General features: G+C 66.9%; 25 protein-coding genes. 17 read left to right on the top strand and 8 right to left on the bottom strand.

The features are described from left to right. The first annotated feature begins 1 nt into the window (after position 1). The 8 genes from ACYRGX_RS14035 to ACYRGX_RS14000 are packed head-to-tail and all read left to right on the top strand — an operon-like array spanning position 2 to position 8,457. Positions 2-1,273 (top strand): TRAP transporter large permease, encoded by a 1,272-nt coding sequence (locus ACYRGX_RS14035; protein WP_473053084.1) that lies wholly within the window; start codon positions 2-4, stop codon positions 1,271-1,273. A 20-nt stretch (positions 1,274-1,293) separates the two neighbouring features. Then, positions 1,294-2,682: an MmgE/PrpD family protein gene (locus tag ACYRGX_RS14030; protein WP_473053083.1), complete on the top strand. Its 1,389-nt coding sequence runs from the start codon at positions 1,294-1,296 to the stop codon at positions 2,680-2,682. Positions 2,683-2,711: 29 nt separating this feature from the next. Then, positions 2,712-3,863, top strand: a complete 1,152-nt coding sequence (locus ACYRGX_RS14025) for an acyl-CoA dehydrogenase family protein (RefSeq protein ID WP_473053082.1) — start codon at positions 2,712-2,714, stop codon at positions 3,861-3,863. After that, entirely contained in the window at positions 3,860-5,038 is a 1,179-nt protein-coding gene (locus ACYRGX_RS14020) for a CaiB/BaiF CoA transferase family protein (RefSeq protein ID WP_473053081.1), read from the top strand. The genes ACYRGX_RS14025 and ACYRGX_RS14020 overlap by 4 nt, the downstream gene beginning before the upstream one ends. Positions 5,039-5,052: 14 nt before the next feature. Next, complete coding sequence (locus ACYRGX_RS14015) at positions 5,053-5,805, top strand: GntR family transcriptional regulator (RefSeq protein ID WP_473053080.1); 753 nt, start codon at positions 5,053-5,055, stop codon at positions 5,803-5,805. Beyond that, positions 5,802-6,998 (top strand): MFS transporter, encoded by a 1,197-nt coding sequence (locus ACYRGX_RS14010; protein WP_473053079.1) that lies wholly within the window; start codon positions 5,802-5,804, stop codon positions 6,996-6,998. The genes ACYRGX_RS14015 and ACYRGX_RS14010 overlap by 4 nt, the downstream gene beginning before the upstream one ends. Before the next feature lie 53 nt (positions 6,999-7,051). Beyond that, the gene (locus tag ACYRGX_RS14005) at positions 7,052-7,849 is read left to right on the top strand and encodes an HpcH/HpaI aldolase/citrate lyase family protein (protein WP_473053078.1); all 798 of its coding nucleotides are present in this window, start codon (positions 7,052-7,054) and stop codon (positions 7,847-7,849) included. Then, on the top strand, positions 7,849-8,457 hold the full coding sequence (locus tag ACYRGX_RS14000; RefSeq protein WP_473053077.1) for a TetR/AcrR family transcriptional regulator: 609 nt from the start codon (positions 7,849-7,851) through the stop codon (positions 8,455-8,457). The genes ACYRGX_RS14005 and ACYRGX_RS14000 overlap by 1 nt, the downstream gene beginning before the upstream one ends. Before the next feature lie 16 nt (positions 8,458-8,473). On the opposite strand, the gene ACYRGX_RS13995 is transcribed toward ACYRGX_RS14000, so the two are convergent. Next, positions 8,474-8,599 (bottom strand): hypothetical protein, encoded by a 126-nt coding sequence (locus ACYRGX_RS13995; RefSeq protein ID WP_473053076.1) that lies wholly within the window; start codon positions 8,597-8,599, stop codon positions 8,474-8,476. Between the two features lie 205 nt (positions 8,600-8,804). Between ACYRGX_RS13995 and ACYRGX_RS13990 the strand changes: the two genes are divergently transcribed. From ACYRGX_RS13990 to mdaB, 5 genes are all read left to right on the top strand, one after another. After that, a complete protein-coding gene (locus tag ACYRGX_RS13990) occupies positions 8,805-9,893 on the top strand; it encodes an SMP-30/gluconolactonase/LRE family protein (RefSeq protein WP_473053075.1) in 1,089 nt (362 codons plus the stop codon). A 71-nt stretch (positions 9,894-9,964) separates the two neighbouring features. Further along, positions 9,965-10,336: an MbcA/ParS/Xre antitoxin family protein gene (locus tag ACYRGX_RS13985; protein ID WP_473053074.1), complete on the top strand. Its 372-nt coding sequence runs from the start codon at positions 9,965-9,967 to the stop codon at positions 10,334-10,336. Continuing rightward, the gene (locus tag ACYRGX_RS13980; RefSeq protein ID WP_473053073.1) at positions 10,336-11,082 is read left to right on the top strand and encodes an RES family NAD+ phosphorylase; all 747 of its coding nucleotides are present in this window, start codon (positions 10,336-10,338) and stop codon (positions 11,080-11,082) included. The genes ACYRGX_RS13985 and ACYRGX_RS13980 overlap by 1 nt, the downstream gene beginning before the upstream one ends. A 92-nt stretch (positions 11,083-11,174) precedes the next feature. Next, the gene (locus ACYRGX_RS13975; protein ID WP_473053072.1) at positions 11,175-11,486 is read left to right on the top strand and encodes an Mpo1-like protein; all 312 of its coding nucleotides are present in this window, start codon (positions 11,175-11,177) and stop codon (positions 11,484-11,486) included. A gap of 113 nt (positions 11,487-11,599) precedes the next feature. Then, on the top strand, positions 11,600-12,187 hold the full coding sequence (gene mdaB / locus ACYRGX_RS13970) for an NADPH:quinone oxidoreductase MdaB (RefSeq protein WP_473053071.1): 588 nt from the start codon (positions 11,600-11,602) through the stop codon (positions 12,185-12,187). Here the strand turns inward: mdaB and ACYRGX_RS13965 are convergent. Genes ACYRGX_RS13965 through ACYRGX_RS13955 form a run of 3 tightly spaced genes read right to left on the bottom strand, consistent with a single transcriptional unit; the run spans position 12,184 to position 14,975 of the window. Next, entirely contained in the window at positions 12,184-12,933 is a 750-nt protein-coding gene (locus tag ACYRGX_RS13965) for an SDR family NAD(P)-dependent oxidoreductase (RefSeq protein WP_473053070.1), read from the bottom strand. The two genes, mdaB and ACYRGX_RS13965, sit on opposite strands and share 4 nt — an antisense overlap. A 57-nt stretch (positions 12,934-12,990) precedes the next feature. Next, complete coding sequence (locus ACYRGX_RS13960; RefSeq protein WP_473053069.1) at positions 12,991-13,779, bottom strand: SDR family oxidoreductase; 789 nt, start codon at positions 13,777-13,779, stop codon at positions 12,991-12,993. A gap of 56 nt (positions 13,780-13,835) precedes the next feature. Further along, entirely contained in the window at positions 13,836-14,975 is a 1,140-nt protein-coding gene (locus ACYRGX_RS13955; RefSeq protein WP_473053068.1) for an iron-containing alcohol dehydrogenase, read from the bottom strand. Positions 14,976-15,140: 165 nt separating this feature from the next. Between ACYRGX_RS13955 and ACYRGX_RS13950 the strand changes: the two genes are divergently transcribed. Beyond that, a complete protein-coding gene (locus tag ACYRGX_RS13950; RefSeq protein ID WP_473053067.1) occupies positions 15,141-16,091 on the top strand; it encodes a LysR family transcriptional regulator in 951 nt (316 codons plus the stop codon). A gap of 37 nt (positions 16,092-16,128) precedes the next feature. On the opposite strand, the gene ACYRGX_RS13945 is transcribed toward ACYRGX_RS13950, so the two are convergent. Next, the gene (locus ACYRGX_RS13945; protein ID WP_473053066.1) at positions 16,129-17,430 is read right to left on the bottom strand and encodes an MFS transporter; all 1,302 of its coding nucleotides are present in this window, start codon (positions 17,428-17,430) and stop codon (positions 16,129-16,131) included. A 173-nt stretch (positions 17,431-17,603) separates the two neighbouring features. On the opposite strand from ACYRGX_RS13945, the gene ACYRGX_RS13940 reads away from it, so the two are divergent. From ACYRGX_RS13940 to ACYRGX_RS13930, 3 genes are all read left to right on the top strand, one after another. Next, positions 17,604-19,343, top strand: a complete 1,740-nt coding sequence (locus ACYRGX_RS13940; RefSeq protein WP_473053065.1) for an IlvD/Edd family dehydratase — start codon at positions 17,604-17,606, stop codon at positions 19,341-19,343. 97 nt (positions 19,344-19,440) lie between these two features. Next, entirely contained in the window at positions 19,441-20,163 is a 723-nt protein-coding gene (locus tag ACYRGX_RS13935; protein WP_473053064.1) for a FadR/GntR family transcriptional regulator, read from the top strand. Positions 20,164-20,271: 108 nt separating this feature from the next. Beyond that, the gene (locus tag ACYRGX_RS13930; RefSeq protein WP_473053063.1) at positions 20,272-20,724 is read left to right on the top strand and encodes a PA2169 family four-helix-bundle protein; all 453 of its coding nucleotides are present in this window, start codon (positions 20,272-20,274) and stop codon (positions 20,722-20,724) included. Between the two features lie 57 nt (positions 20,725-20,781). On the opposite strand, the gene ACYRGX_RS13925 is transcribed toward ACYRGX_RS13930, so the two are convergent. From ACYRGX_RS13925 to pdeM, 3 genes are all read right to left on the bottom strand, one after another. Further along, the gene (locus ACYRGX_RS13925) at positions 20,782-21,900 is read right to left on the bottom strand and encodes an MFS transporter (protein ID WP_473053062.1); all 1,119 of its coding nucleotides are present in this window, start codon (positions 21,898-21,900) and stop codon (positions 20,782-20,784) included. Then, positions 21,897-22,442 (bottom strand): TetR/AcrR family transcriptional regulator, encoded by a 546-nt coding sequence (locus ACYRGX_RS13920; RefSeq protein WP_473053061.1) that lies wholly within the window; start codon positions 22,440-22,442, stop codon positions 21,897-21,899. Before ACYRGX_RS13920 ends, ACYRGX_RS13925 begins: the two co-directional genes overlap by 4 nt. A gap of 90 nt (positions 22,443-22,532) precedes the next feature. After that, complete coding sequence (gene pdeM, locus ACYRGX_RS13915; RefSeq protein ID WP_473053060.1) at positions 22,533-23,201, bottom strand: ligase-associated DNA damage response endonuclease PdeM; 669 nt, start codon at positions 23,199-23,201, stop codon at positions 22,533-22,535.

Genomic DNA, 23,201 nt, shown 5'->3' with positions numbered 1-23,201 from the left:
CATGCTGTTGTTACTCGCCCTGCTGACGATGCTGCTGTTCCTGGCCATCGGCACCCATGTGGCCGTCGCGCTCGGCCTGGTCACCACCGGTCTGATCCTCTTCGTGGCCGGCGTGCCGACCACGGTGATCGCCCAGACCGCGTTCAAGTCGGTGAACAGCTACCCACTGATGGCGATTCCGATGTTCGTGCTCGCCGGCAATCTGATGATGCGCGGCAACATCGCCGAATTGCTCATCCAGCTGGTTGGCAGCCTGGTGCGCGCGGTAAGGGGTGGCCTGGCGCTGACGGCAATGATCGCCAGCGTGTTCTTCGCCGCCGTATCCGGCTCCAGCGTGGGCTCCGCCGCGGCGATCGGCGCCTCCACCGTCGGCGGCCTGACCAAGGAAAACTACCCGCCGCGCTTCTCCGCAGCGGTGGTCGCGGTGGGGGGCACCCTCGGCCTGATGATTCCGCCCTCGCTGGGCTTCATCCTGATCGGCTCGATCGTCGGCCTGCCGGTCGATCAGCTGTTCATCGCCGGCGTGCTGCCGGGATTGATGGAAGCCTGCCTGCTGATGATCGCCGTGGTGTTCTTCTCACGTCGCGCCGGCTACGGCGCCAAGGCGCAGCGCCCGGACTGGAGCGGTTTCGGTCGCCGCCTGCCGGGAGCCGGTGCCGCGCTGCTGATGCCAGTGCTGATCCTCGGCAGCATCTACACCGGCTTGCTCACGCCCACCGAAGTCTCGGCGTTCGCCGCGCTCTATGCGGCCTTCCTCTGCCTGGTGGTCTACCGCAGCGTGAGCCTCGGCGGCATCTGGGACGTGGCCCGCGACTCCCTGCTGCAGACCACCATGATCTTCGCGGTGGTCATGGGGGGCAGCCTGATCGGCTTCGCGCTGGCACGTATGGGCGTGTCGGCGAACCTGGTGGCGGCGGTCAGCGCCATGGAACTGAGTCCCTGGCAGTTCCTGATCATGGCCAACCTCATCCTGCTGGTACTGGGCATGTTCCTCGATGGCATCGCGATGATCGTGCTGACCGCGCCGCTGTTGTTCCCCATCGCCACCCACCTGGGCATCAACCCGCTGCACTTCGCGGTGATCATGGTCGCCAACGTCGAGATCGCCACCCTCACCCCGCCCATCGGCCTCAACCTGTTCGTCATGGCCGGCATCTCCAAGCAGCCGGTACACGAGGTGGCGCGGGGCGTTGCGCCCTTCTACGGCCTGCGCCTGCTGGGCCTTGGGCTGATCACCTTCGTGCCGGCCATCTCCCTGGCGCTGGTCAACTAGAACTCCAGAGGACAACAACAATGAATGCCTCGACTCCCCCGATTGCAGTGACCCTAGCCGACTTCGCCGAGCAGTTGCGCTACGACGACATCCCCCAGGACATCCGTGAACGGGCCAAGCACCTGATCCTCGACGCCGTAGGCATCGCGCTGGCCTCCACCGGCTACGAGTTCGCCCAGCGCAGCCTGAGCGCGGCCCGCGAACTCGGCGAAGGCGACAGCGACGTGATCGGCCTCTCGGCCAAACTCTCGTTACGTGATGCGATCCTGCTCAATGGCGTGCTGGTGCACGGTCTGGACTATGACGATACCCATGGGCGCGGCGTGATCCATGCCACGGCCAGTTGCCTGCCGGCAGCCCTGGGCATCGCTGCGCGCTACCAGGCCAGCGGCCGCGACTTGCTCACCGCCTACGTGCTCGGCCTGGAAGTGGCGACCCGCCTGGGCGCCGTCGCCAAGGGCGGTTTTCACCAGGTGGGTTTCCATCCCACCGGGCTGATCGGCGCGTTCGGCTGTGCGCTGATCGCCGGCAAGCTGCAGAACCAGACCGCCGCGCAACTGGCGATGACCCAGGGCATCGCCCTGAGCACCGCGTCCGGCAGCCTGGAGTTTCTCGAAGACGGTGCCTGGACCAAGCGCATGCATCCCGGCTGGGCCGGCGTTGCCGGGCTCACCGCCGCCACGCTCGCGCGCCACGGTTTCAGTGGCCCGGCAGCCGTCTACGAGGGGCGTTTCGGACTGTTCAAGAGCCACCTGGGCGAGCGCGAGGCAGAGTGCGACTACGCCTTGGCTACCGAGGGTCTGGGGGGCACCTGGGAAGTGGCTGCGGTTTCCGTGAAGCCGGTGCCGGCCTGCCACTTCACCCACGCGGTCGCCGACTCGGCGGCGGTCCTCCACGACCAGGGCGTACGTGCCACGGACATCCTGCGGGTCGTGGCACGCGTGCCCGCTGAGACCGTCGCCATCGTCTGCGAGCCGCTGGCCGCCAAGCGCCGACCGGCGAACAGCTACGAGGCGCAGTTCAGCGTGCCCTACGCCGTCGCCAGCGGTCTGCTGCGCGGTCGCTTCGGCCTGCCGGACCTGGATGCCGTGGCGTTCACCGATCCCGCCGCCCTCGATCTGATGGAGAAGATCCACTACGAGGTCGATCCCGACTCGGGCTTCCCGCGGCACTACTCCGGCGAGGTCGTCGTGACCCTGGCGGACGGCCGCGTGCTGCACCATCGCGAAGCGATCAACCGTGGCGCTGCCGACCGACCGCTGAGCAACGCGGAGATCGTCGCGAAATTCCATGAGAACGCCGCCACCGCCGTGGCCCGCCAGCGCGCCGAGGCGATCCTCGACGCCGTACTGAACCTGGACGCGGGCAGCGCCCGCCACCTTTCCCGCAGCCTGGCCGCCGCCGGCTGAAACCCTCGAACATTTCCGGAGAGATCGCCATGAGCGAATACGACGAACAGGAAAGCATGATCCTCGACGCCCTGGACCGCTTCCTCGAAAGCGAGGTCAGGCCGTTCGTGCATGAGTTGGAGAAGAACGACATCTACCCCGAGGAGATGGTCGAGAAAATGAAGGCGATGGGCCTGTTCGGCTGCATCATCGCCCCGGAGTACGGCGGCCTGGGCCTATCCACGGCCACCTACGCGAAGATCGTCGAGCGTATTTCCTGCGTGTGGATGTCGCTGTCGGGGATCATCAACTCGCACCTGATCATGGCCTCGGCCATTCAGCGCCACGGTACCGAAGCGCAGAAGGATCGCTTCCTGCCACGCATGGCCTGTGGCGAACTGCGCGGCGCGGTGGGCTTCACCGAGCCGGATGCCGGTACCGATCTGCAGGCGATCCGCACCACCGCGCGCCGCGAAGGCGACCACTACCGGGTCAACGGCGCCAAGACCTGGATCACCAACAGCCTGCACGGCGGCGTGGTGGCGCTGCTGGTGAAGACGGACCCGACCGCCGAGCCGCGCCACAAGGGCATGAGCTGGTTGATCGCCGAAAAGGGGCCGGGCTTCAAGGTGGCGCGCAAGCTGGAGAAGCTCGGCTACCGCGGCATCGATACCTGCGAACTGGTGTTCGAGGACTTCAAGGTGCCGGTCGATTGCCTGATCGGTGGCGTCGAAGGGGTGGGCCTGAAGCAGGTGCTATCGGGCCTGGAGCTGGGCCGCATCAACGTCGCCGCGCGGGGTGTCGGCGTGGCGCGCGCCGCGTTGCAGGAGGCGACCGCCTATGCCCAGGTGCGCAAGACCTTCGGCAAGCCGATCTGCGAGCACCAGGCGATCCAGCTCAAGCTGGGCGAGATGGCCACCCGCGTGGAGGCCGCACGCCTGCTCACCGAGTCCGCCGCAGACGCCTACGACAAGGGCGAGCGCTGTGACATGGAGGCCGGCATGGCCAAGTACTTCGCCACCGAGGCGGCGCTGGAGAACGCCACCGATTGCATGCGCATTCACGGCGGCTACGGCTACTCGAAGGAATACAACGTCGAGCGCCTGTTCCGCGACGCCCCGCTGCTGACCATCGGTGAGGGCACCAACGAGATGCAACGCATCATCATCGCCAAGCAACTGGTACAGAGGAACCCCGTATGAGCCTGCCCCTCGAAGGCGTGCGCATCGTCGCCGTCGAACAGTACGGTGCCGGCCCGTTCGGCACCCAGCATCTGGCCGACCTCGGTGCCGAGGTCATCAAGGTGGAGAACCCCCGCGATGGGGGCGAAGTCGGCCGGCATGTCGGTCCCTATTATTTCGAAGAGGGCGACAGCCACTTCTACCAGTCCTTCAACCGCAACAAGAAGAGCGTCACCCTCGACCTCAAGGACCCGGCCGACAAGACCTTGCTGATCGAGCTGCTCAAGGACGCCGACGCGCTCTACGACAACCTGCGCGGCGACCTGCCGGAAAAACTCGGGCTGACCTACGCGCAGCTCGCCGAACACAATCCGGCGCTGGTCTGTTGCCATCTCTCCGCCTATGGCCGCGAAGGTGCGCGCAAGGCCTGGCCGGGCTACGACTACCTGATGCAGGCCGAGGCCGGCTATTGCTCGCTGACCGGCGAACCCGGCGGGCCGCCGGCGCGCTTCGGGCTGTCGATCATCGACATGATGACCGGCACCACCGCCGCCCTGGCGCTGGTCTCCGCGGTGCTCGGCGCGCGCGCCAGCGGGCGTGGCCGGGACATCGACGTGAGCCTCTACGACGTGGCCATGCACAACCTCAACTACCTGGGCACCTGGTACCTCAACGAGGGGGTGAAGACCAGCCGCACGCCGCGCTCGGCACACCCCTCGCTGACCCCCAGCCAGCTCTATCGCACCGCCGATGGCTGGATGTTCATCATGTGCAACAAGGAGAAGTTCTGGGGCGTGCTGGCCGAGCGCATCGGCAAGCCGGAGTGGGCGCAGGACCCGCGCTTCTGTAACTTCAAGGCACGCCTGGCGCACCGCGACGAACTCACCGACGAGCTCGATGCGGTGCTCATGCAACAATCCACGGCCTACTGGCTGGAGCGTTTCGCCGGCCAGGTGCCAGCGGCGCCGGTCAACGACGTCGCGCAGGCGCTGGATAACCCGTTCGCCCGCGAGCAAGGACTGATCTTCGAGGTCGAGCATCCGGTCCGCGGTACCATCGAGACGCTGGCTTGCCCTATCCGCTGTCCGGGCGAGCGTCTACCCAACCAGCCGGCCCCACGCCTGGGCGCGCACAATGGATCGCTGCTCGATCCGCTGCGCCAGGTGCCCGCCGGCAAACGCGCAGGAGCGATGTAAACATGAGTGCAGGTATGCCCCCCCTGTTGTCCGCCAGCCAGCCCCGCTATCTGCTGCTGGCGCAGGCACTGATCGACGACATCCGGGCCGGGCGTTACGCGGTGGGCAGCCTGCTGCCCACCGAGTTCGAGCTGTGCGAGCAGTTCAACGTGAGTCGCCATACGGTGCGCGAGGCGATTCGTCGGCTCAGCGAGCTGGGCTTGATCGTCAAGCAGCAGGGCGTGGGCAGCCGGGTCAAGGCGACCCAGGCGAGCCAGCGCTACGTGCAGACCAGCGAGGGCATTTCCGACCTGCACCAATACGTACGCGAGGTCCGTCTGGAGATCGGCGAACACCGGGAACTGGCCGCCGATGAAGGTCTGGCCGAAATCCTGGAGTGCAAGCCCGGGCAACTCTGGCTGCAGATCGACGGCATGCGGCGGCGCGCGGACGACAACCTGCCGCTGGCCTGCACGACGGTGTTCATCCCGCGCGCCTACCGAGGCGTGGTCGAGGACCTGGACGATGGCCGCACGCCCCTCTACGACCTGCTGCAACGGCGTTACCGCATGACCGTGGACGAAGTGCGCCAGGAGATCAGCGCGGTGACCATCGACGCCGCCGACGCGCGTCAACTGGAAGTCGCCGAGGGTGCGCCGGGGCTGCGCATCCTGCGCAAGTACTACGCCAACGGCGAACTGCTAGAGGTGGCGGTGAACATCCACCCCGGCGAGCGCTTCGTCTACGCCGTGACCCAGCGCCTGGCCTGGCAAGGACAGGATGCATGAACGGACTGCTGCCCCTGGCGATCACCCTGGCCATGCAGGCGCTGATCTCCATGGCCGCGCTCACGGTCCCGGTGCTGGCGCCCGAGGCGGCCGCCGGACTGGGCGCCGACCCCGCCTGGATCGGTTTGTACGTGGCGCTGATCTATCTGGCGGCGATGCTTTCCAGCCTGCTCAGCGGCGCCTGGATCCTGCGCCTGGGGGCGATTCGTGTCAGCCAGCTGTGCCTGGCCATGGGCGCCGCGGGGCTCTTGCTGGCCGCGCTCGGCAGTCTGCCGGCGATGGTCGCCAGCGGTCTGTTGCTGGGCCTGGGCTACGGCCCGGTGACGCCAGCCAGCTCGCACGTTCTTGCGCGCACCACGCCGGCGCATCTGATGGGCTTCATGTTCTCCCTCAAACAGACCGGCGTACCGCTGGGCGGTGCATTGGCTGGTGCCGCGGTGCCCGGATTGGTCGGTGCATTCGACTGGCAGAGCGCATGCGCGATGGTCGCCGTGGCGTGCCTGGCGATGGCTGCGCTGGCCCAGCCGCTGCGCGCGGCCTTCGATGACGATCGCGATCCGAGCCGGCCGCTCGGTCGCGCGCCCCTGCGCCCCCTGGCATTGATCTTCGCGCAACGCCGCCTGCGCGATCTGGCGCTGTGCTCGTTCTTCTTCGGCGCCATGCAGCTGTGCCTGACCACCTACCTGGTGACCTACCTGACCCAGGACTACGGTCTCGATCTGGTCGGAGCAGGCCTGCTGCTCTCCCTGACCCTCGGCGCCGGCATGGCCGGGCGCCTGCTCTGGGGCTGGATCGCCGACCGCTGGCTGGCACCGCGCCGGTTGCTGCCGCTGCTGGCGTTGGCGATGGCGGTTGCGTCGCTGCTCACGGCCGCCTTCCAGCCCGACTGGCCGCTGTTACTGGTGGCGCTGGTCAGCGCGGCCTTTGGCGCCACGGCGATCGGCTGGAACGGCGTCTACCTTGCCGAGGTGGCTCGGCTGGCGCCACCCGGAAGCGCCGGGCAGGTCACCGGCGGAACCTTGTTCTTCACCTACTTCGGCGTGGTCGCCGGGCCGCCGGCGTTCGCCTTGCTGGCCCGTGCCAGCGGGTCCCTGGCCGCCGGCTATGCGCTGTTCGGCGGGCTGCTGACGCTGGTGGCATTGGTCCTTGGTCATCTCGCCCGACGCCCCGGCATAGCGCCCGACTCCGGCTGAGTTGCGCAGTCGCTCGTAGAACCCACCCTGACGAAAAACCTGGAGGCCCAGCAATGGCTGCCCGCTCGTACCTGTTCGTCCCTGGCGAACGCCCTGAACGCTTCGACAAAGCCTGCGCGGCCGGTGCCGATGTAGTGATCCTCGATCTCGAGGACGCCGTCGCCCCCGCCAACAAATCCTCCGCCCGCGAGGCGATCCGTACCTGGCTGCGCGGCGGTGGACGCGCCTGGGTACGCCTCAATGGCAGCGATACCACCTGGCACGCCGAGGACTGCAGCCTGCTCGACGAACCCGGCCTGCTTGGCGTGTCGCTGCCGAAGGCGGAAAGCGCGGAGCAGATCGCTCGCCTGGCCGAGCGCCTCCCCGGGGATCTGCGCATCCTGCCGATCGTCGAGAGCGCCCAGGGCATAGCCCATGCCGAAGCACTGGCCAGCGCGCCGAAAGTGGCCTGCCTGGCCTTCGGCTCGGTGGATTTCCAGGTGGACACCGGCATCATCGGCGATGGCGACGAGTTGCTCTACGCCCGCTCACGGCTGGTGCTGGCTTCGGCGCTGGCACGTATCGCGCCACCGGTGGATGGCGTCACCGTAGACCTGGCGGATGCCCAGCGGTTGGCGGCGGACGTGCAGCGCGCGCGTCTGCTGGGGTTTGGCGGCAAGCTGTGCGTGCACCCGAAGCAGGTCGAGGCGATCAATGCCGGCTTTCGCCCGAGTACCGCCGAGCTGGACTGGGCAGGTGCGGTGATCGATGCCGTCGACGCCCACGACGGCGTGGGCGCGCTTAGCCTCAACGGCAAGCTGATCGACCTGCCGGTGATCCTGCGCGCCCGCCGCATCCTGGAAAACGGCTGATGCAACCGGCCCTGCAGCCTGCGCGCACCCAGTTGATCGAATGCGCCGCGCAGTTGTTCGCCGAGCGCGGCTACCATGCCGTGAGCCTGCGCCAGCTGGGGCAAGCCGTCGGACTGCAGGCCGGCTCCCTGTACGCCCATTTTCCCAGCAAGGAGGCGCTGCTGCAGGAGCTCGTCGAAGAGGGTTTCGAACGCCTGCTGGACGGCGCCGGACGGCGCCTTAGGCACACGCCGGCAGGCGAACGCTTGCAGGCCCTTCTCGAGCATCACCTGCAGTTCCAGGCGCGTAATCGGCACTGGTGCATCCTCGCTCAGGTCGAGGCCCGTCACCTGCCCGAGCCGGCCCGCAGCACGCTGAACGAATATGCCCAACGCTATCGGCAACTGCTCGAAGCCGCCCTCGCCCGCCAACTCGCACGCCCTTGCTCGTCCCTCCGCCTGCGCCAGGTGGCGGAACAGGCATTGCGCCTGCTGGAGGCCTCCCCGACCAACGACACGCCGCTGCAGGATTGCCTGGAAGATCTCCAGCAGTTGCTGCTCAGGCGCCTATCGAGCGACCGCTCGACGGTTGCAGCTCCGCCTCGCGCAGCCACCAGTCACACGGCCTGATGACCTCGGGTCCCGCTCAACGGCCCACGCTCAACCAGGCAAACCCCACGACGATACCGGTCAGCGCGATCAGCCAGCCGATGCGGTGGGCGCGGTTCTTTTCGGCCTGGCGTTGGGGGTCGAGGGGTTTCTTCTTGCGCATGCTGTCTCCGGGACGGGGTTAAAAAAGCAGGTTTCATCATACAACTTGCCGAAACGTCGAGTGGCCAATCACCTCTATTACGGGCGATTCAGGGTTCATTCGCGTTCAGGGTCGAGAGGATATTCCAATGTCGTCGTACATCTTGTAGCGTGTTGCAGGTCGCCTTGCGGTGACCGGCCCCAACAATAACAACGAAGGATACGCCATGAACGATGCACGCCGTCCCGACGATTCTCGTCGCCGTTTCCTCAAGAAATCCCTCGCCTGTTCCGCTGCGCTCGCTGGCGGCGCCCTGCTGCCGCGCGTTTCGGCGGCGGTGGAAACGCTCAATGCGCGCTACCCCGATCCGGCCGTGCGGGTGCTGGACGATGCCTTTCTCGATCTGCGCCTGTTCAACGCCAGCGTGGAGAAACTCGCCGATGGCCTGCGCTGGGCGGAAGGTCCGGTGTGGGTCGGCGATGGCCGCTACCTGCTGCTCAGCGACATTCCCAACAACCGCATCGTGCGCTGGGACGAGATCAGCCAGTCACTGGGCGTCTACCGCGAACACGCCAACCACTCCAACGGTCTGGCGCGCGATGGCCAGGGACGCCTGATCGCCTGCGAAGGTTCGACCACCCAGGACGTCGGGCGTCGGGTCACCCGTACCGAGCACGATGGCAGCATCACCGTGCTGGCCGACAACTACCAGGGCAAGCGCTTCAACTCGCCCAACGACGTGGTGGTCAAGCGTGACGGCTCAATCTGGTTCACCGATCCGCCGTTCCAGACCGGCAACTTCTACGAGGGGCACAAGATCACCCCCGAGCTACCGCACGCGGTGTACCGCATCGACGGCGATTCGCTGCAGGTCACCCGTGTGATCGACGACCTCAACGGACCCAATGGGCTGTGCTTCTCGCCGGACGAGAAGACCTTCTACATCGTCGAGGGGCGCGCCAAGCCCAACCGCTTGGTGTGGGCCTACACGGTCAACGACGACGGCAGCCTGGGCGCACGACGCAAGCACATCGAGGCCACCGAATACGGTGCGCTGGACGGCATCAAGTGCGACGAAGCCGGCAACCTGTGGTGCGGCTGGGGCAGCAGTGGGTCTCCCGAGGCGAATCCGGAGGTGCTCGACGGCGTGCGCGTGTTCAATACCCAGGGCAAGGCGATCGGCCACATCCACCTGCCCGAACGCTGCGCCAACCTGTGCTTCGGGGGAGACCAGGGCAACCGGCTGTTCATGGCCAGCAGTCACGCCATCTACTCGTTGTTCGTGAATACGCGCGGAGCGACCTTCGTACAGTGAGGCCAGTCACCGCCCTGTTCATATTGCACTAAATGGCTATAATTGGTGCAAATCGAACACGGGAGGTGGCTATGTCTGCGCTTGCCAAGGAACAACCCCGCGCCGATGCGGTGCTCGCCAAGGCGCTGCTCAACGCGGCGGACCAGCTCGGTCTCAAACAGGCCGAGCTGGCTCGGGTGCTGGGCCTGCACCGTACGGCGATCAGTCGCTTGAAGAGCAATCCCAGCCTGGCGCCGGACTCCAAGCAGGGCGAGCTGGCGTTGCTGCTGATTCGTCTGGCCCGCGCGGTGTTCTCCCTCACCGGTGGGGACCGGGATTGGATGGAGCATTTCATGCGCACCCCCAACCGGGTCACCGGCGGGGTGCCGGTCGAGCAGATCGGCAGCATCCAGGGCCTGGTCAACGTGCTGCAATTCACCGACGCGATCCGTGGCAAGCTCTGATGATCTGGCAGGCGTGCGAAGGTTTGCGACAGATTGGCGTCCTGCGTGGCCAGCTCTGGCGGCTGGTGGAGAGCCAGGAGCAGGTCGCCACCCTGGGTTTCGTGGATACGCTGGAAGAACAGGCCCTGCTCGAGTCCATGCTCGAACAGGCCAAGCCCCCCTACCCGGCCGACGGCTCGGAGCTGCATTACCTGCTGCGCACGCCGTTTCGCTATCCGCCGCTGAAATGGGGCTCGCGCTTCGGCGGCACCCATGAACCCAGCCTCTTCTACGGCGGCGCCAGCGTGACGACCACGCTCGCCGAGTCTGCCTATTACCGGGCGCTGTTCTGGTATTCGATGGACGCCGCCCCCGGCAAACGCGCCATGCACACGCAGCACACCCTGTTCAGGGCGGCCTACGCCACGGACAAGGGCGTACGACTGCAGCGTGCGCCGTTCGACACCTACCGTGCGGCGCTCACCGATCCGCGCGATTACCGAGCCTGCCAGACGCTCGGCAGCGCCATGCGCGAAGCCGGGGTGGTCGCTTTCCAGTACCGCTCCGCGCGCGATCCGCAGGACGGCCTGTGCGTGGGACTGTTCGCCCCAGAAGCGTTCAGCGAGAACCACCCGCGGGAGATGAGCCAGTGGTTTTGCGAAACCACGGCCGATGAGGTGGCCTTCAAACAGGCCGGGGTCGCGCAGGTGCATCGCTTTCCCGTGCAACGGTTCGAGGTCGACGGCGAGCTGCCGTTGCCCGCCTGAGTCACCGGGTGGCTGGACTCGCGCGCGGGTTGGCCGGATCGCCCTGCACCGGCTCTCCTATACTCTGCCCACCGACGACCGAGGGCAGCCCAATGACGGCCACACAAGAATTCACCCGGTTCCGCGATTTCTATCCCTACTACCTGAACGAGCACCGCGACCCGACCTGCCGGCGCCTGCACTTCGCCGGCACCAGCCTGGTCATCGCCCTGTTCGTCGGCGCCCTGGCCAGCGGTGCCTGGTCACTGCTCTGGCTGTTGCCGGTGGCCGGCTACGGGTTCGCCTGGGTCGGCCACTTCTTCTACGAACACAATCGCCCGGCGACCTTTCGTCATCCGCTGTATTCGCTGGCCGGTGACTTCGTCATGTATCGGGACATGCTCCTGGGCCGGGTCTCATTCTGATACCGGTCTACATTAGTGACTTTTCAGCAAAGATCCTTTGCCTGACGCCGGCTTTTTCCAGGCCAGCGGAGCCTCTACCCTGCGCGCTTTGCAATTGACGCGAAGGTTGCGCGATGAAAAAGATCCTGTTGCTCGATGGCGGCAAGCAGTTCGGCCACTCCAATGGCCGCTACAACACCACCCTGCATGAAACGGCCCTCTCCTTCCTCGACCATGCCGGTTTCGACATCCAGGCCACGCATATCGACAGTGGCTACGATACGAACGAAGAGGTGCAGAAGTTTCTCTGGGCCGACGCCGTGATCTACCAGATGCCCGGCTGGTGGATGGGCGCGCCGTGGACCGTCAAACGCTACCTGGACGAGGTCTTCACCGCCGGGCACGGCAGCCTCTACGCCAACGATGGCCGCACCCGTTCGGATGCCTCGCAGAAGTACGGTAGCGGCGGCTTGCTGCAAGGCAAGCGCTACCTGCTGTCGCTGACCTGGAACGCGCCGCAGCAGGCATTCGACGACCCGAGCGACTTCTTCGAAGGCAAGGGCGTGGACGCGGTGTACTTCCCGTTCCACAAGGCCAACGAATTCCTCGGCATGAGCCGCCTGCCGAGCTTCCTCTGCACCGACGTGATCAAGCAGCCCGACATCGAGCGAGACATCGTCCGTTATCGCGAGCACCTGGGGCAGGTGTTTCTCGGTCGTTAAAGGCCACCGGTCACGCTCAACACGCTGCCTGTGACATACGCGGACTCGTCGCTGAGCAGCCAGGCCACGGCATTGGCGACTTCCTCCGCGCGCCCCGGACGGCCCAGCGGTATGCGCTGGGCGACTCGCCAAGCGCGGCCCGGCTCGCCGGCGCGGGCATGGATGCCGGTATCCACGGTGCCGGGTGAAACGGCGTTGACCCGCACGTTGCTGTCCGCCAGCTCACGCGCCAAACCCTGGCTCAAGGTCTCGATAGCGGCCTTGGTCGCCGCGTAGACCACGTATTCTCCCGGCGACCCCGTGCGGGCGGCTACGGACGACAGATTGACGATATTGCGATTGCGGCCACCCCCTTTCCAGCGTCGTGCAGCCTCGCGGCAGAGCCTCGCGGGTGCCTCCAGATTCACCGCCAGGAGTCGCTGCAGGGTCTCGTCACGCAGGTCCTCCAGACGCCCGAGACGCCCGGTGACACCGGCGTTATTCACCAACCCGACGACATCGCCCATCGCTTCGGCGGCATCGAACAAGCGTGTCGGCGCGTCAACCTCGGTGACGTCGAGACGCAACCCGCGAACGGCAGGAGCGCCGTCTTCGCGGGCATTGGCTTCGACTTGAGCAGCCTCGTCATCGGAGGCCGAATGGGTGAACAGCACGGCATAGCCATCGCGCCACAGGCGCTCGACGATACTCCGGCCGATGCCCCGACTGCCTCCGGTGACGATGACTACGGCTGGATTCGGTGACATGGCACGAACCTCCCTGCGTCTAGGACTGGAAGGTCCGAACCTACGCGTTGCGCGGCCTTAATGCACGCCCGGATAGGCGCCGCCATCGAGCAGCAGGTTCTGCCCGGTCAGGTAACCGGCGTGGGCGCTGCAGATGAAGGCGCAGAAGGCGCCGAACTCCTCGGCCGAGCCGAAGCGAGCGGCGGGAATCGACGCACTGCGTTCGGCGGCGATCTCACTGGGCGCGCGGCCGCTCTTATCCGCCGCCGCACTCAGGGTCTTCTGCAGTCGCTCGGTATCGAAGGCGCCCGGCAGCAGGTTGTTGATCGTGACGTTGCGTCCGGCCAGGCGCGGTTGCCGAGCCAGCCCCGCGACGAAGCCGGTGAGCCCGCTGCGCGCGCCGTTGGACAGACCCAGGATGTCGATCGGCGCCTTCACCGCACCGGAGGTGATGTTCACCACCCGGCCGAAGCCCCGTGCGGCCATGTCGTCGACGCAGGCCTTGATCAGCTCGATCGGCGTGAGCATGTTGGCATCCAGCGCCGCCAGCCAGGCCTCACGACCCCAGTCGCGGAAGTCGCCGGGCGGCGGACCGCCGGCGTTGTTCACCAGGATGTCGATGTGCGGCGCCGCGGCCAGGGCCCGCTGGCGGACCTCCGCGTCGGTGATGTCGCCGGCTACGCAGCGCACTTCGATGTCCGGATGCGCCTGGCGCAGCGCGGCGGCGGTGTCTTCCAGCGCCTGCACGCCGCGGGCGTTGAGCACCAGGTTGACGCCCTCGTGGGCCAGCGCCTCGGCGCAGCCCCGCCCCAGCCCCTTGCTGGCGGCGCAAACCAGCGCCCAGCGTCCGGCGATTCCCAGATCCATGTCGTCCTCCTCGAATGAATGCCGGGCGCCCGCGTGGCGCCCGCGATCCGCTTACTTTACAGGGAGGCTTCGAGCATCCGCATGTAGTCCTCGGCACTGGCGTCGCGCGGATTGGTCTTGTGGCTGTGATCGGCCAGCGCACCGCTGACGATGCGCGGGAACAGGCCCGGGTCGACCTCCAACTGGGCCAGTCCCGACGGCAGGCCCAGGCGCTCGTTCATCTGGCGAATCGCCGGGATGATCGCCTCGGCATCGGCCAACCCCATGGCCTGCGCCATGCGTGCCAGCTTGTGCTCGCTGCGCATGCTCGGCGCTTCGGCGTTGAAGGCGATGACCGCCGGCAGGAAAATCGCGTTGAGGGTGCCGTGGTGCAAGCGCGGGTTGATGCCGCCCAGCGCGTGGCTGAGGCTGTGCACGCAACCCAGGCCTTTCTGGAAGGCCATGGCGCCCTGCATCGAGGCGCTCATCATGTTCAGCCGCGCTTCGCGATCGCCCGGCTCACGGGTGGCGCGCTCGATGTGTGCCCAGGCGCGCCGCAGGCCGTCGAGGGCGATACCGTCGGCCGGCGGGTTGAACGCCGGCGCCATGAAGGTTTCCATGCAGTGAGCGATGGCGTCCATGCCGGTGGCCGCGGTGAGCAGCGCCGGGAGACCGAGGGTCAATTCCGGATCGCAGATCGCCAGGCGCGGGATCAGATAGGGCGAGAGCACGCCCACCTTGCGCCCGTCATCGAGAATCAGGATCGCCCCGCGACCCACCTCGCTGCCCGTGCCGGCGGTGGTGGGAATTGCGATCACCGGCGCGACAGCCGAGGTGATGCGCGCCATGCCGCCCTCGATCACCGCGAACTGCTTGAGCGGCCCCTCATGCGTTCCGCACACCGCCACGCCCTTGGCCAGGTCGATGGAGGAACCACCACCGACGGCAATGATGCCGTCGAAGCCCCCCTCGCGGTACATCGCCGCCGCGGCACGTACCGCGCCCTCGTTGGGGTTGGGCGGCGTCTGGTCGAACACCTGCACCGCGGTCGGGTCGGCGAGCTGCGCCAGGACGCGGTCGACGATACCCACGGCGCGCACGCCGGCGTCGGTGACCAGCATCGGCCGGCGGATACCGAGGCGTTCGCACTCGGCCTGAAGCAGGCTGATAGCACCGAAATCGAATTGCACCTGGGTGAGGTAATTGATGAGGGCCATGGGGACTCCTGGATCGTTCTTGTAATAGCTGGAGCGTCCACGCTTGGGTAGGATGCCCGGCAGGACCGGACGCGCGGAGCCGCGTGTTCCGCCCGGACACTACCGACCGTGGGCGTCCCTGCCTAATGAGAGCACCTGATAGAAATATAACCAGAGGCTATAGCGATGCTCCCCTCCATCAACTCCATCCTCGCCCGCCTGCGTCTCAAGCAACTGCGCCTGCTGATCGCCCTGGGTGACCAGGGATCGCTGATCAAGGCGGCTGAACAGGTCGCCATCAGCCAACCGGGCGCGACCAAGGCCCTGCAGGAAATCGAGGCGACCTTCGGCACCACCCTCTTCGTGCGCACCAACCGGGGTTTGGAGCCCAACGACCTGGGGCATTGCGCGATTCGCTATGCGCGCCTGATCCAGACGGACCTCGGGCATCTGCGCGACGAGATGATCGGCATCCTCCAGGGCCATGGCGGCCGTCTGGCCGTGGGCACCATCATGGGCGCGGTGCCCTACCTGGGCGATGCCCTGAGCCGTCTGCTGGAGCGCTGCCCCACCCTCTCCGTGGAGATCGTCGAGGACACCAGTGCGCGGCTCTTGAAGCTGCTCGATCACGGCCGCCTGGACCTCGCCGTCTGCCGCACCAGCATCAGTCGCCAGCCCGAGTTGTACGACAGTCGCCCTATCCGCGAGGAAACCCTGGCGGTGGTGGCCAACCGCGCGCACCCCCTGGCGGATCGCAGCCGTCTGGAGCTGAAGGAGTTGGCCGACTGCCGCTGGGTCGTCTATTCGGCGAACATGCCGATGCGGGTGACCCTGGAGCGTGAGTTCCATGACGCCGGCCTGCATTTCCCGCTGCACCTGCTGGAAACCACCTCGGCCTTCACTACCCTCGCGTTGCTGCAGAAGAACCCCAGCTTCGTCGCCCTGCTGTCCATCGACGTGGCGCGCTTCTGCACCGGCTTCGGCATGACCTGCATCCTGCCGGTGCAGCTACGCAACGCCAGCGAGCCGTACGAACTGATTACCCGCCATGGCGCGGCGCTGTCGCCGGTGGCGCAGTTGCTGATCGAGGAGTTGACCCAGGAAGAGCGGGACGCCCACGAAAAAGCCCCGGCCTGACAGACCGGGGCTCGCCGAGTCACGCGGCGTGCAGTGATCAGCCGTTCGCCAGGGCGCCCTGCTCGCGGGCCTGACGGCGCTCCAGGCGGCTGTAGACGACGCCGGTGAGCAGCAACCCGACGACCATCACAAGCGTCAGGAAGTACAGCCCCGACGCGATGTTGCCGGTGTACTCCTTGAGCAGGCCGATACCGAACGGCCCCATGTAGCCACCCAGGTTACCCACCGAGTTGATCAATGCGATGCCCGCCGCGGCGCTGGCGCCGACGAAGAAGCGTCCCGGCAGCGTCCAGAACAACGCGGTGGTGGAGAACAGGCAGAAGGCGACCAGCGACAGCGCTGCCAGTTGCAGCACCGGCGAAGCCAGCCAGGCGCTGAAGAACATGCCGCAGGCGCCCACGGCATAGAGCACCGCCAGGTGCCCGTAGCGGTCGTTGAGGCGATCCGAGCTGCGCGGCACCAGCAGCAAGCCGATGATGCCGAACACGTAGGGCACCGAGGACAGGAAGCCGGTGGTCAGGTCGCTGCCGCCGAACTGCTGGAGGATGGTCGGCAACCACAGCCCCAGGCCATAGATGCTCAGGGTCACCGGCAAGTAGAAGGCGGCCAGCAACAGCACGCGCTTGTCCTTCAAGGCATGCAGCGGGTTGCCATGGCGGGTCTGGGCGTACTCGTGCTCATCCTTCTTCAGCTCGTTGGCGAGCCAGCGCTTCTGCTCGTCGGTCAGCCACTTCACCTGCGCCGGGCTGTCCGGCAGGTAGGCCAGGGTCGGCCAGGTCAACAGCATCGCCGGCAGGCCGATCATCACGAACAGCCACTGCCAGCCATGCAACCCGGCAATGCCTTCCATGCCCAGCAGGGCGCCGGCCACCGGCCCGGTGATCATCAGCGCGATGGGCTGGGAGAGCACGAACAGGCCCATGATCTTGCCGCGATGGCGCACCGGATACCACTGGGTGATGTAGTAGAGGACCCCGGGGAAGAAGCCCGCCTCGGCGGCGCCGAGCAAAAAGCGCATCACGTAGAAGCTGTTCGGCCCCTGGATGAAGGCCATGCCTACGGTGATCGCGCCCCAGGTGAGCAGGATGCGGGCGAACCAGCGCCGCGCCCCGAAACGATCGAGCAACAGGTTGCTGGGGACCTCGAAGAGGAAGTAGCCGATGAAGAAGAGCCCGGCGCCCAGGCCATAGGCCGCGTCGCCAATGCCGACGTCGGCGCCCATGTGCAGCTTGGCGAAGCCCACCGCCGAGCGATCGACGTAGGCCACCAGGTAGAGCAGGACGAGGAACGGGATGAGTTTGAGGGTGATCAGGCGCACCAGCCGTTGTTCGGCGTTCATGTGTCGCGGTCTCCAATTGTTCTTGTAACGGACCAGGTTGCGAGTAGCGGTGCCCTCGCATTTGCGGCGACTATAAAGTATTACTTTTTAACGAACAAGCCTTCCAAAACGGCTCCCATCAGGTTACTTTTGCGTCACTAAAACAAATTAGTAATACAAAAAGAGAAGCCGCCATGACATCCACCCGTCGCCCCCTCCGCTCTGCCGCCTGGTTCGGTACCACCGACAAGAACGGCTTCATGTACCGCAGCTGGATGAAGAACCAGGGCATTCCGGACCACGAGTTCCAGGGCAAGCCGATCATCGGCATCTGCAATACCTGGTCGGAGCTGACGCCCTGCAACGCGCACTTTCGCAAGATCGCCGAGCATGTGAAGAAAGGCGTACTGGAGGCTGGCGGCTTCCCCGTGGAGTTCCCGGTGTTCTCCAACGGCGAGTCCAACCTGCGGCCGACCGCGATGCTCACCCGCAACCTGGCGAGCATGGACGTGGAGGAAGCCATCCGCGGCAACCCGGTCGATGCCGTGGTACTGCTCACCGGCTGCGACAAGACCACCCCGGCATTGCTGATGGGTGCGGCCAGCTGCGACGTGCCGGCCATCGTGGTCACCGGCGGGCCGATGCTCAACGGCAAGCACAAGGGCCGCGACATCGGCGCGGGGACGATCGTCTGGCAGATGCATGAGCAGTACAAGGCAGGCCAGATCGACCTCAACGAATTCCTTTCCGCCGAAGCCGGCATGTCGCGCTCGGCGGGCACCTGCAACACCATGGGCACCGCCTCCACCATGGCCTGCATGGCCGAGGCATTGGGCACCTCGCTGCCGCACAACGCCGCCATCCCGGCGGTGGACTCGCGCCGCTACGTGCTCGCACACCTGTCCGGCATGCGCATCGTCGACATGGTCTGGGAGGACCTGCGCCTGTCCAAGGTGCTGACCCGCGAAGCCTTCGAGAACGCCATCAAGGTCAACGCCGCCATCGGCGGTTCGACCAACGCGGTGATCCACCTCAAGGCCATCGCCGGACGCATCGGCGTGGACCTGGAGCTGGACGACTGGACGCGCGTCGGCCGCGGCACGCCGACCATCGTCGACCTGCAACCGTCCGGGCGCTTCCTGATGGAAGAGTTCTACTACGACGGTGGCCTGCCGGCGGTGATCCGGCGCATGGGCGAAGGCAAGCTGCTGCCGCATCCCGAGGCGCTCACCGTCAACGGCAAGAGCCTCTGGGAGAACTGCGCCGCCGCCCCGATCTACGGCGAGGATGAGGTCATCCGCACCCTCGACAACCCGATCCGCGCCGATGGCGGCATCTGCGTGTTGCGCGGCAACCTGGCGCCCAAGGGCGCGGTGCTCAAGCCCTCGGCGGCGACGCCCGAGCTGATGAAGCACCGCGGCCGTGCGGTGGTCTTCGAGAACTTCGATGACTACAAGGCGCGCATCGCCGACCCGGAGCTGGACGTCGACGAAACCTGCGTGCTGGTGATGAAGAATGCCGGACCCAAGGGTTACCCGGGCATGGCCGAAGTCGGCAACATGGGCCTGCCGCCCAAGGTGCTGGCCAAGGGCATCACCGACATGGTGCGCATCTCCGACGCACGCATGAGCGGCACCGCCTACGGCACCGTGGTGCTCCACGTCGCGCCCGAGGCGGCGGCCGGCGGCCCGCTGGCGGCGGTACGCAACGGCGACATGATCGAACTGGACGCCTATGCCGGACGCCTGCATCTGGACATCAGCGACGCGGAACTGCAAGCCCGCCTGGCCGAGCTGCAACCGGCGGCCCCGCTGGCGTGGGACGGCGGTTATCGCCGTCTGTACATCGACCACGTGCTGCAGGCCGATGAAGGCTGCGACTTCGACTTCCTGGTCGGTTGCCGCGGCTCCGAAGTCCCGCGCCATTCGCACTGACCGGGTGCGGATCGCCACGTGTTTCCGTGGCGATCCCGCCTGGCGAAAGACGGCGATGCTATGATGCCGCGCTCGTCAGGCCGACTCGCCGTATTCCATGGATTACAAGCACCCCAAGACCCGCAAGAGCCGCCACGCCAATATCGTCCAGGAGCTGGGCATGCGCATCGTCTCCGGGGCCTTCGAGCCCGGTGAGAAGCTGCCGCTGGAAGCGTCCTTGTGCGAGGACTACAGCGTCAGCCGACCGGTGGTTCGCGAAGCCGTGCGGGTGCTCACCGCCAAGGGCCTGGTACTCTCCAAGCCGCGCGTCGGCACCCTGGTGCGGCCCCGTCGCGACTGGCACATGCTCGACCCGGACGTCCTCTACTGGCTGGTGCAGAGCACCCCGGCCAGCGAGTTCTTCAGCTCCCTGGTAGGCGTGCGCTGCATCCTCGAACCCGCGATCTGCGCGCTGGCCGCGAGCACCGCCAGTGAGGCGGACATCGCCGCCATCGAGGAAGCCTACGGGCGCATGGAAGCCGCCACCAGCCGCGCCGAGATGCTGCAGCCGGATCTCGACTTCCACCGCTGCGTCGCCGAAGCGACCCACAACGACCTGCTGGTGTACATGAGCAACATGCTCTCCATCGCCCTGCGCGAATCCATCGCCTTCTCCAGCAACCGCCCCAACCTGCAGGCCCTCACCCTGCCCCGCCACAAGGCCATTCTCACCGCCATCAAGAACCGCGACGCCCTCGCCGCACAACAGGCCTCGATGGTTCAGCTCGACGACACCCGCCTGGCGTTGAGCACGGTGATGGACAAACTGACGCCGTTGTAGATACCGCTCGCCGGCTCGTTCGAACGTCGGAGACCTCACCCGGTCAGCATCATTACCCCCGCCAGGAAACCCTGGCGACGGGACTTGAATCCTGCCTAGAGGTGTTTCATGGACAACAAAGCAACCATTTCCGAACTCAACGACCTGATCGAAACCTGTCTGGACGGTTACAAGGGTTTCCAGGAATGCGCCGACGATCTGAAGAATCCCACCCTCAAGGCCACCATGACTTCGCGCGCTCAGGACTGCAGTCAGGCAGCCTCCGAGTTGCAGCAACTGGTTGTGCAACTCGGCGGCGATCCGGAGCGCAAGGCCAGCACCGCCGGTGCGTTGCACCGCAAGTGGGTCGACATCAAGTCGGCGATCACCGGCAAGAGCGACGAAGCCATTCTCAACGAGTGCGAGCGTGGCGAAGACGTGGCGCTGAAGAGCTACAAGCAGGCACTGGAAAAAGACCTGCCGCCAGCGGTTCGCACGGTCGTCGAACGCCAGGCTCAGGGCGTACAGCGCAACCACGACCAGATCAAGGCGTTGCGCGATCAGGCGCGCGCCGCGAACTGACGGTTCCGCCGCGTGGCGCCCCTCCGGCGGCGTCACGCGGTGCCCTCCAGGCCCGACTCAGGGCCTTAGCATGGCCGCCAGACAGGCGATCGCCGCGGACAGACCCAGTGCCGGCAGCACGCCGGTCGCCGCCAGCAGCGCGCCAAACAGCGGATTCCCCACCGTTTGCCCCAAGGCCAGGAGCAGGAACGGGATGCCCAGCCCCAGGTCGGGACGATCCTCCAGCAGTTCCACCCCCTGAATCAGGTAGCAGCCCGTGGAAACGATGTAGGCCGCGCCGAACACGGCCATGGCAACGAATCCCGCGAACGGCGCAGACGCACTCGCCGCCAGGCCGAGCGTCGCTCCCGCGAGCAGGACCAGCGCAGCGCTGTGTACCCGACGATTGCCATAGCGCTGGGTCAGTCGCCCGGTCAGCGCGCCACTAAGCCGGGACAGGCCGAGCAGAACCCATAGCCAGGCGATTCGTTCACCGGAGAAGCCGTACGCGCTGCGCAGCAGGTCGGCACCGAAGGTCCACAACGCGGCGCTGGAGACCCCCATCAGGAAGGCACTCAGGCACAGCGTACGAACGCCCGGACGCGCCAGCAGGGCCGCGCTCACCCGTGCCATCGCCTCCCCACGGCTCGCCGGTACCGCGAAATACAGCCATAGCCCGACACCCGCCCCGAGCAGCGCAAACAATGCATAGAGTTCGCGCCAGGCGCCAGCGGCGAGCAACGCCGCCGCGCCGGAAAGCACGATCCCGGCCGCCGTACCGGCATTGATGGTCGCATTCGCCCGAGGCCGCTGACGCTCGTCGAAGCTCAGCGCCACCACCTGTGCCAGCGGTGGTGACGTCAGACCGGTACTCAAGCCGGCCAGGGCGATGCCCAGCCCCAGCGTCAACGGTGCCTGGGCCAGGCTCACCAGCCCCATGCCGAAGGTCGCCGCCCCGGCCGCGGCCAGCACGACCGGTCGCGGGCCGAAACGCCCGTTGCCGGCGAACGCCAGCACGATGCCCAGGCAATAGGCGGCGAAGGCACTGCCGCCAATCCAGCCCGCGGCCGCCACGCCCAACGTCAACTCCTCGCGGATTTGTGGCAGCAGCAGGCCGTAGGCGAAGCGCGCGAGGCCATAGGACAATGCCGTCAGGGCGAAGGCAGCGGCCACCACGTTGAGCCCATGGCGTCTCATGGGCGAGCCTCGGCGGCGGCCAGCAGCGTGCACGCCGCCGTCTTCGCCTCCTCGATCAGCGACAGGCCGCCCACCGCGACGCTCGCCGTGGCGCCCTCGAAGAGCAGCCACAGTTGCGTGGCCAGCCCGGGCTCGGGACGGCCCAGCAGTTGCTCCAGGCGCGCCTCCAGCCAGGCCCGGAACTCGGCCTTCTGCATCTGCACCAGCGTCACGATGGCTTCGCTGGCGGCGGCGTACTCGCTGCGCGCACGCAACAGCATGCAACCACCGGCGCCCTGGGTGCGCATCCACGTATCCAGTGCGTCGAACAGCGCGCCGATCGGATCGGCGTGCTGCTCGAGCCCATCCAGCCGCTGCATGAAGGCACGCTGGCGTGCCTCCAGCACGGCAATCACCAGCCCGTCGCGGGAACCGAAGTGCTTGTAGAGGGTGCGACTGGAAACCCCGGCAGCGGCGACCAGGCGGTCGACACCGATGCCACGGAAGCCTTCCGCCTCGAAGGTGCGGGTCGCTCGTTCGAGCATGTGCGTGTGCTTGTCCATGGACCCAATGTAAAACGATCACTTTACATCGCAACCCCACCTACGCATCGCGCCGACCGACGGTGGCGCGCATGCGTCCGGTCTCGCGTCTCAGGGCATGGGCCAGATGCCGCCGCCACCGACCACGAAGATCCGTTGTCCGGCTCGCCGCTGCCAGTTCATCGCTCCGGTGAAGCCGCCGAATGACGGCAGGAGGCTGACCCGCTCGTCGAGCACGAAGCACGGCAGGCGCAGCCGTTGCCGGCCCGCGCCACGCAACAGGTAGGCCGGGTGCAGGTGCCCGGCGAGCACCGGTCGCTCGGCGTGCGCCTGGGGTTCGTGTTGCAAGGCGAGACCGCCCAGCAGCAACGGTTCGGCGACCGTCTCGATGGCCCATTGCGTCGGTGGGTCGCCAGCGCGGCGGTCGTGGTTGCCGCGGATCAGGGTCATCGCCACCTGCGCGTGGCGCTCGCGCCATTCACCCAGCATCCGCAGCAGCGCTGGCGTACGCGACTCGGGGGCATGCAGGAAGTCGCCGAGGAAGATCAGCCGGCGACAACCGAAACGCGCCAGCAGCACGTCCAGCCGGGCAAGGTCGGCGGCAGTGGTGCCGCTCGGCACCGGTTGGCCGAGGCGGCGAAAGCTGGCGGCCTTGCCCAGGTGCAGGTCGGCGACCAATAGCGCCTGTTGTGCCGGCCACCAGATGGCCTTGTCCGCCAGCAGCCACAGCTCGCAACCGGCCAGTTGCACCGCGATGTGCTCGCTCGGCGTCTCAGACAT

Source organism: Pseudomonas sp. R4-15 (genome assembly GCF_055768815.1).
This window is presented reverse-complemented; position numbering and strand designations above follow the sequence as displayed.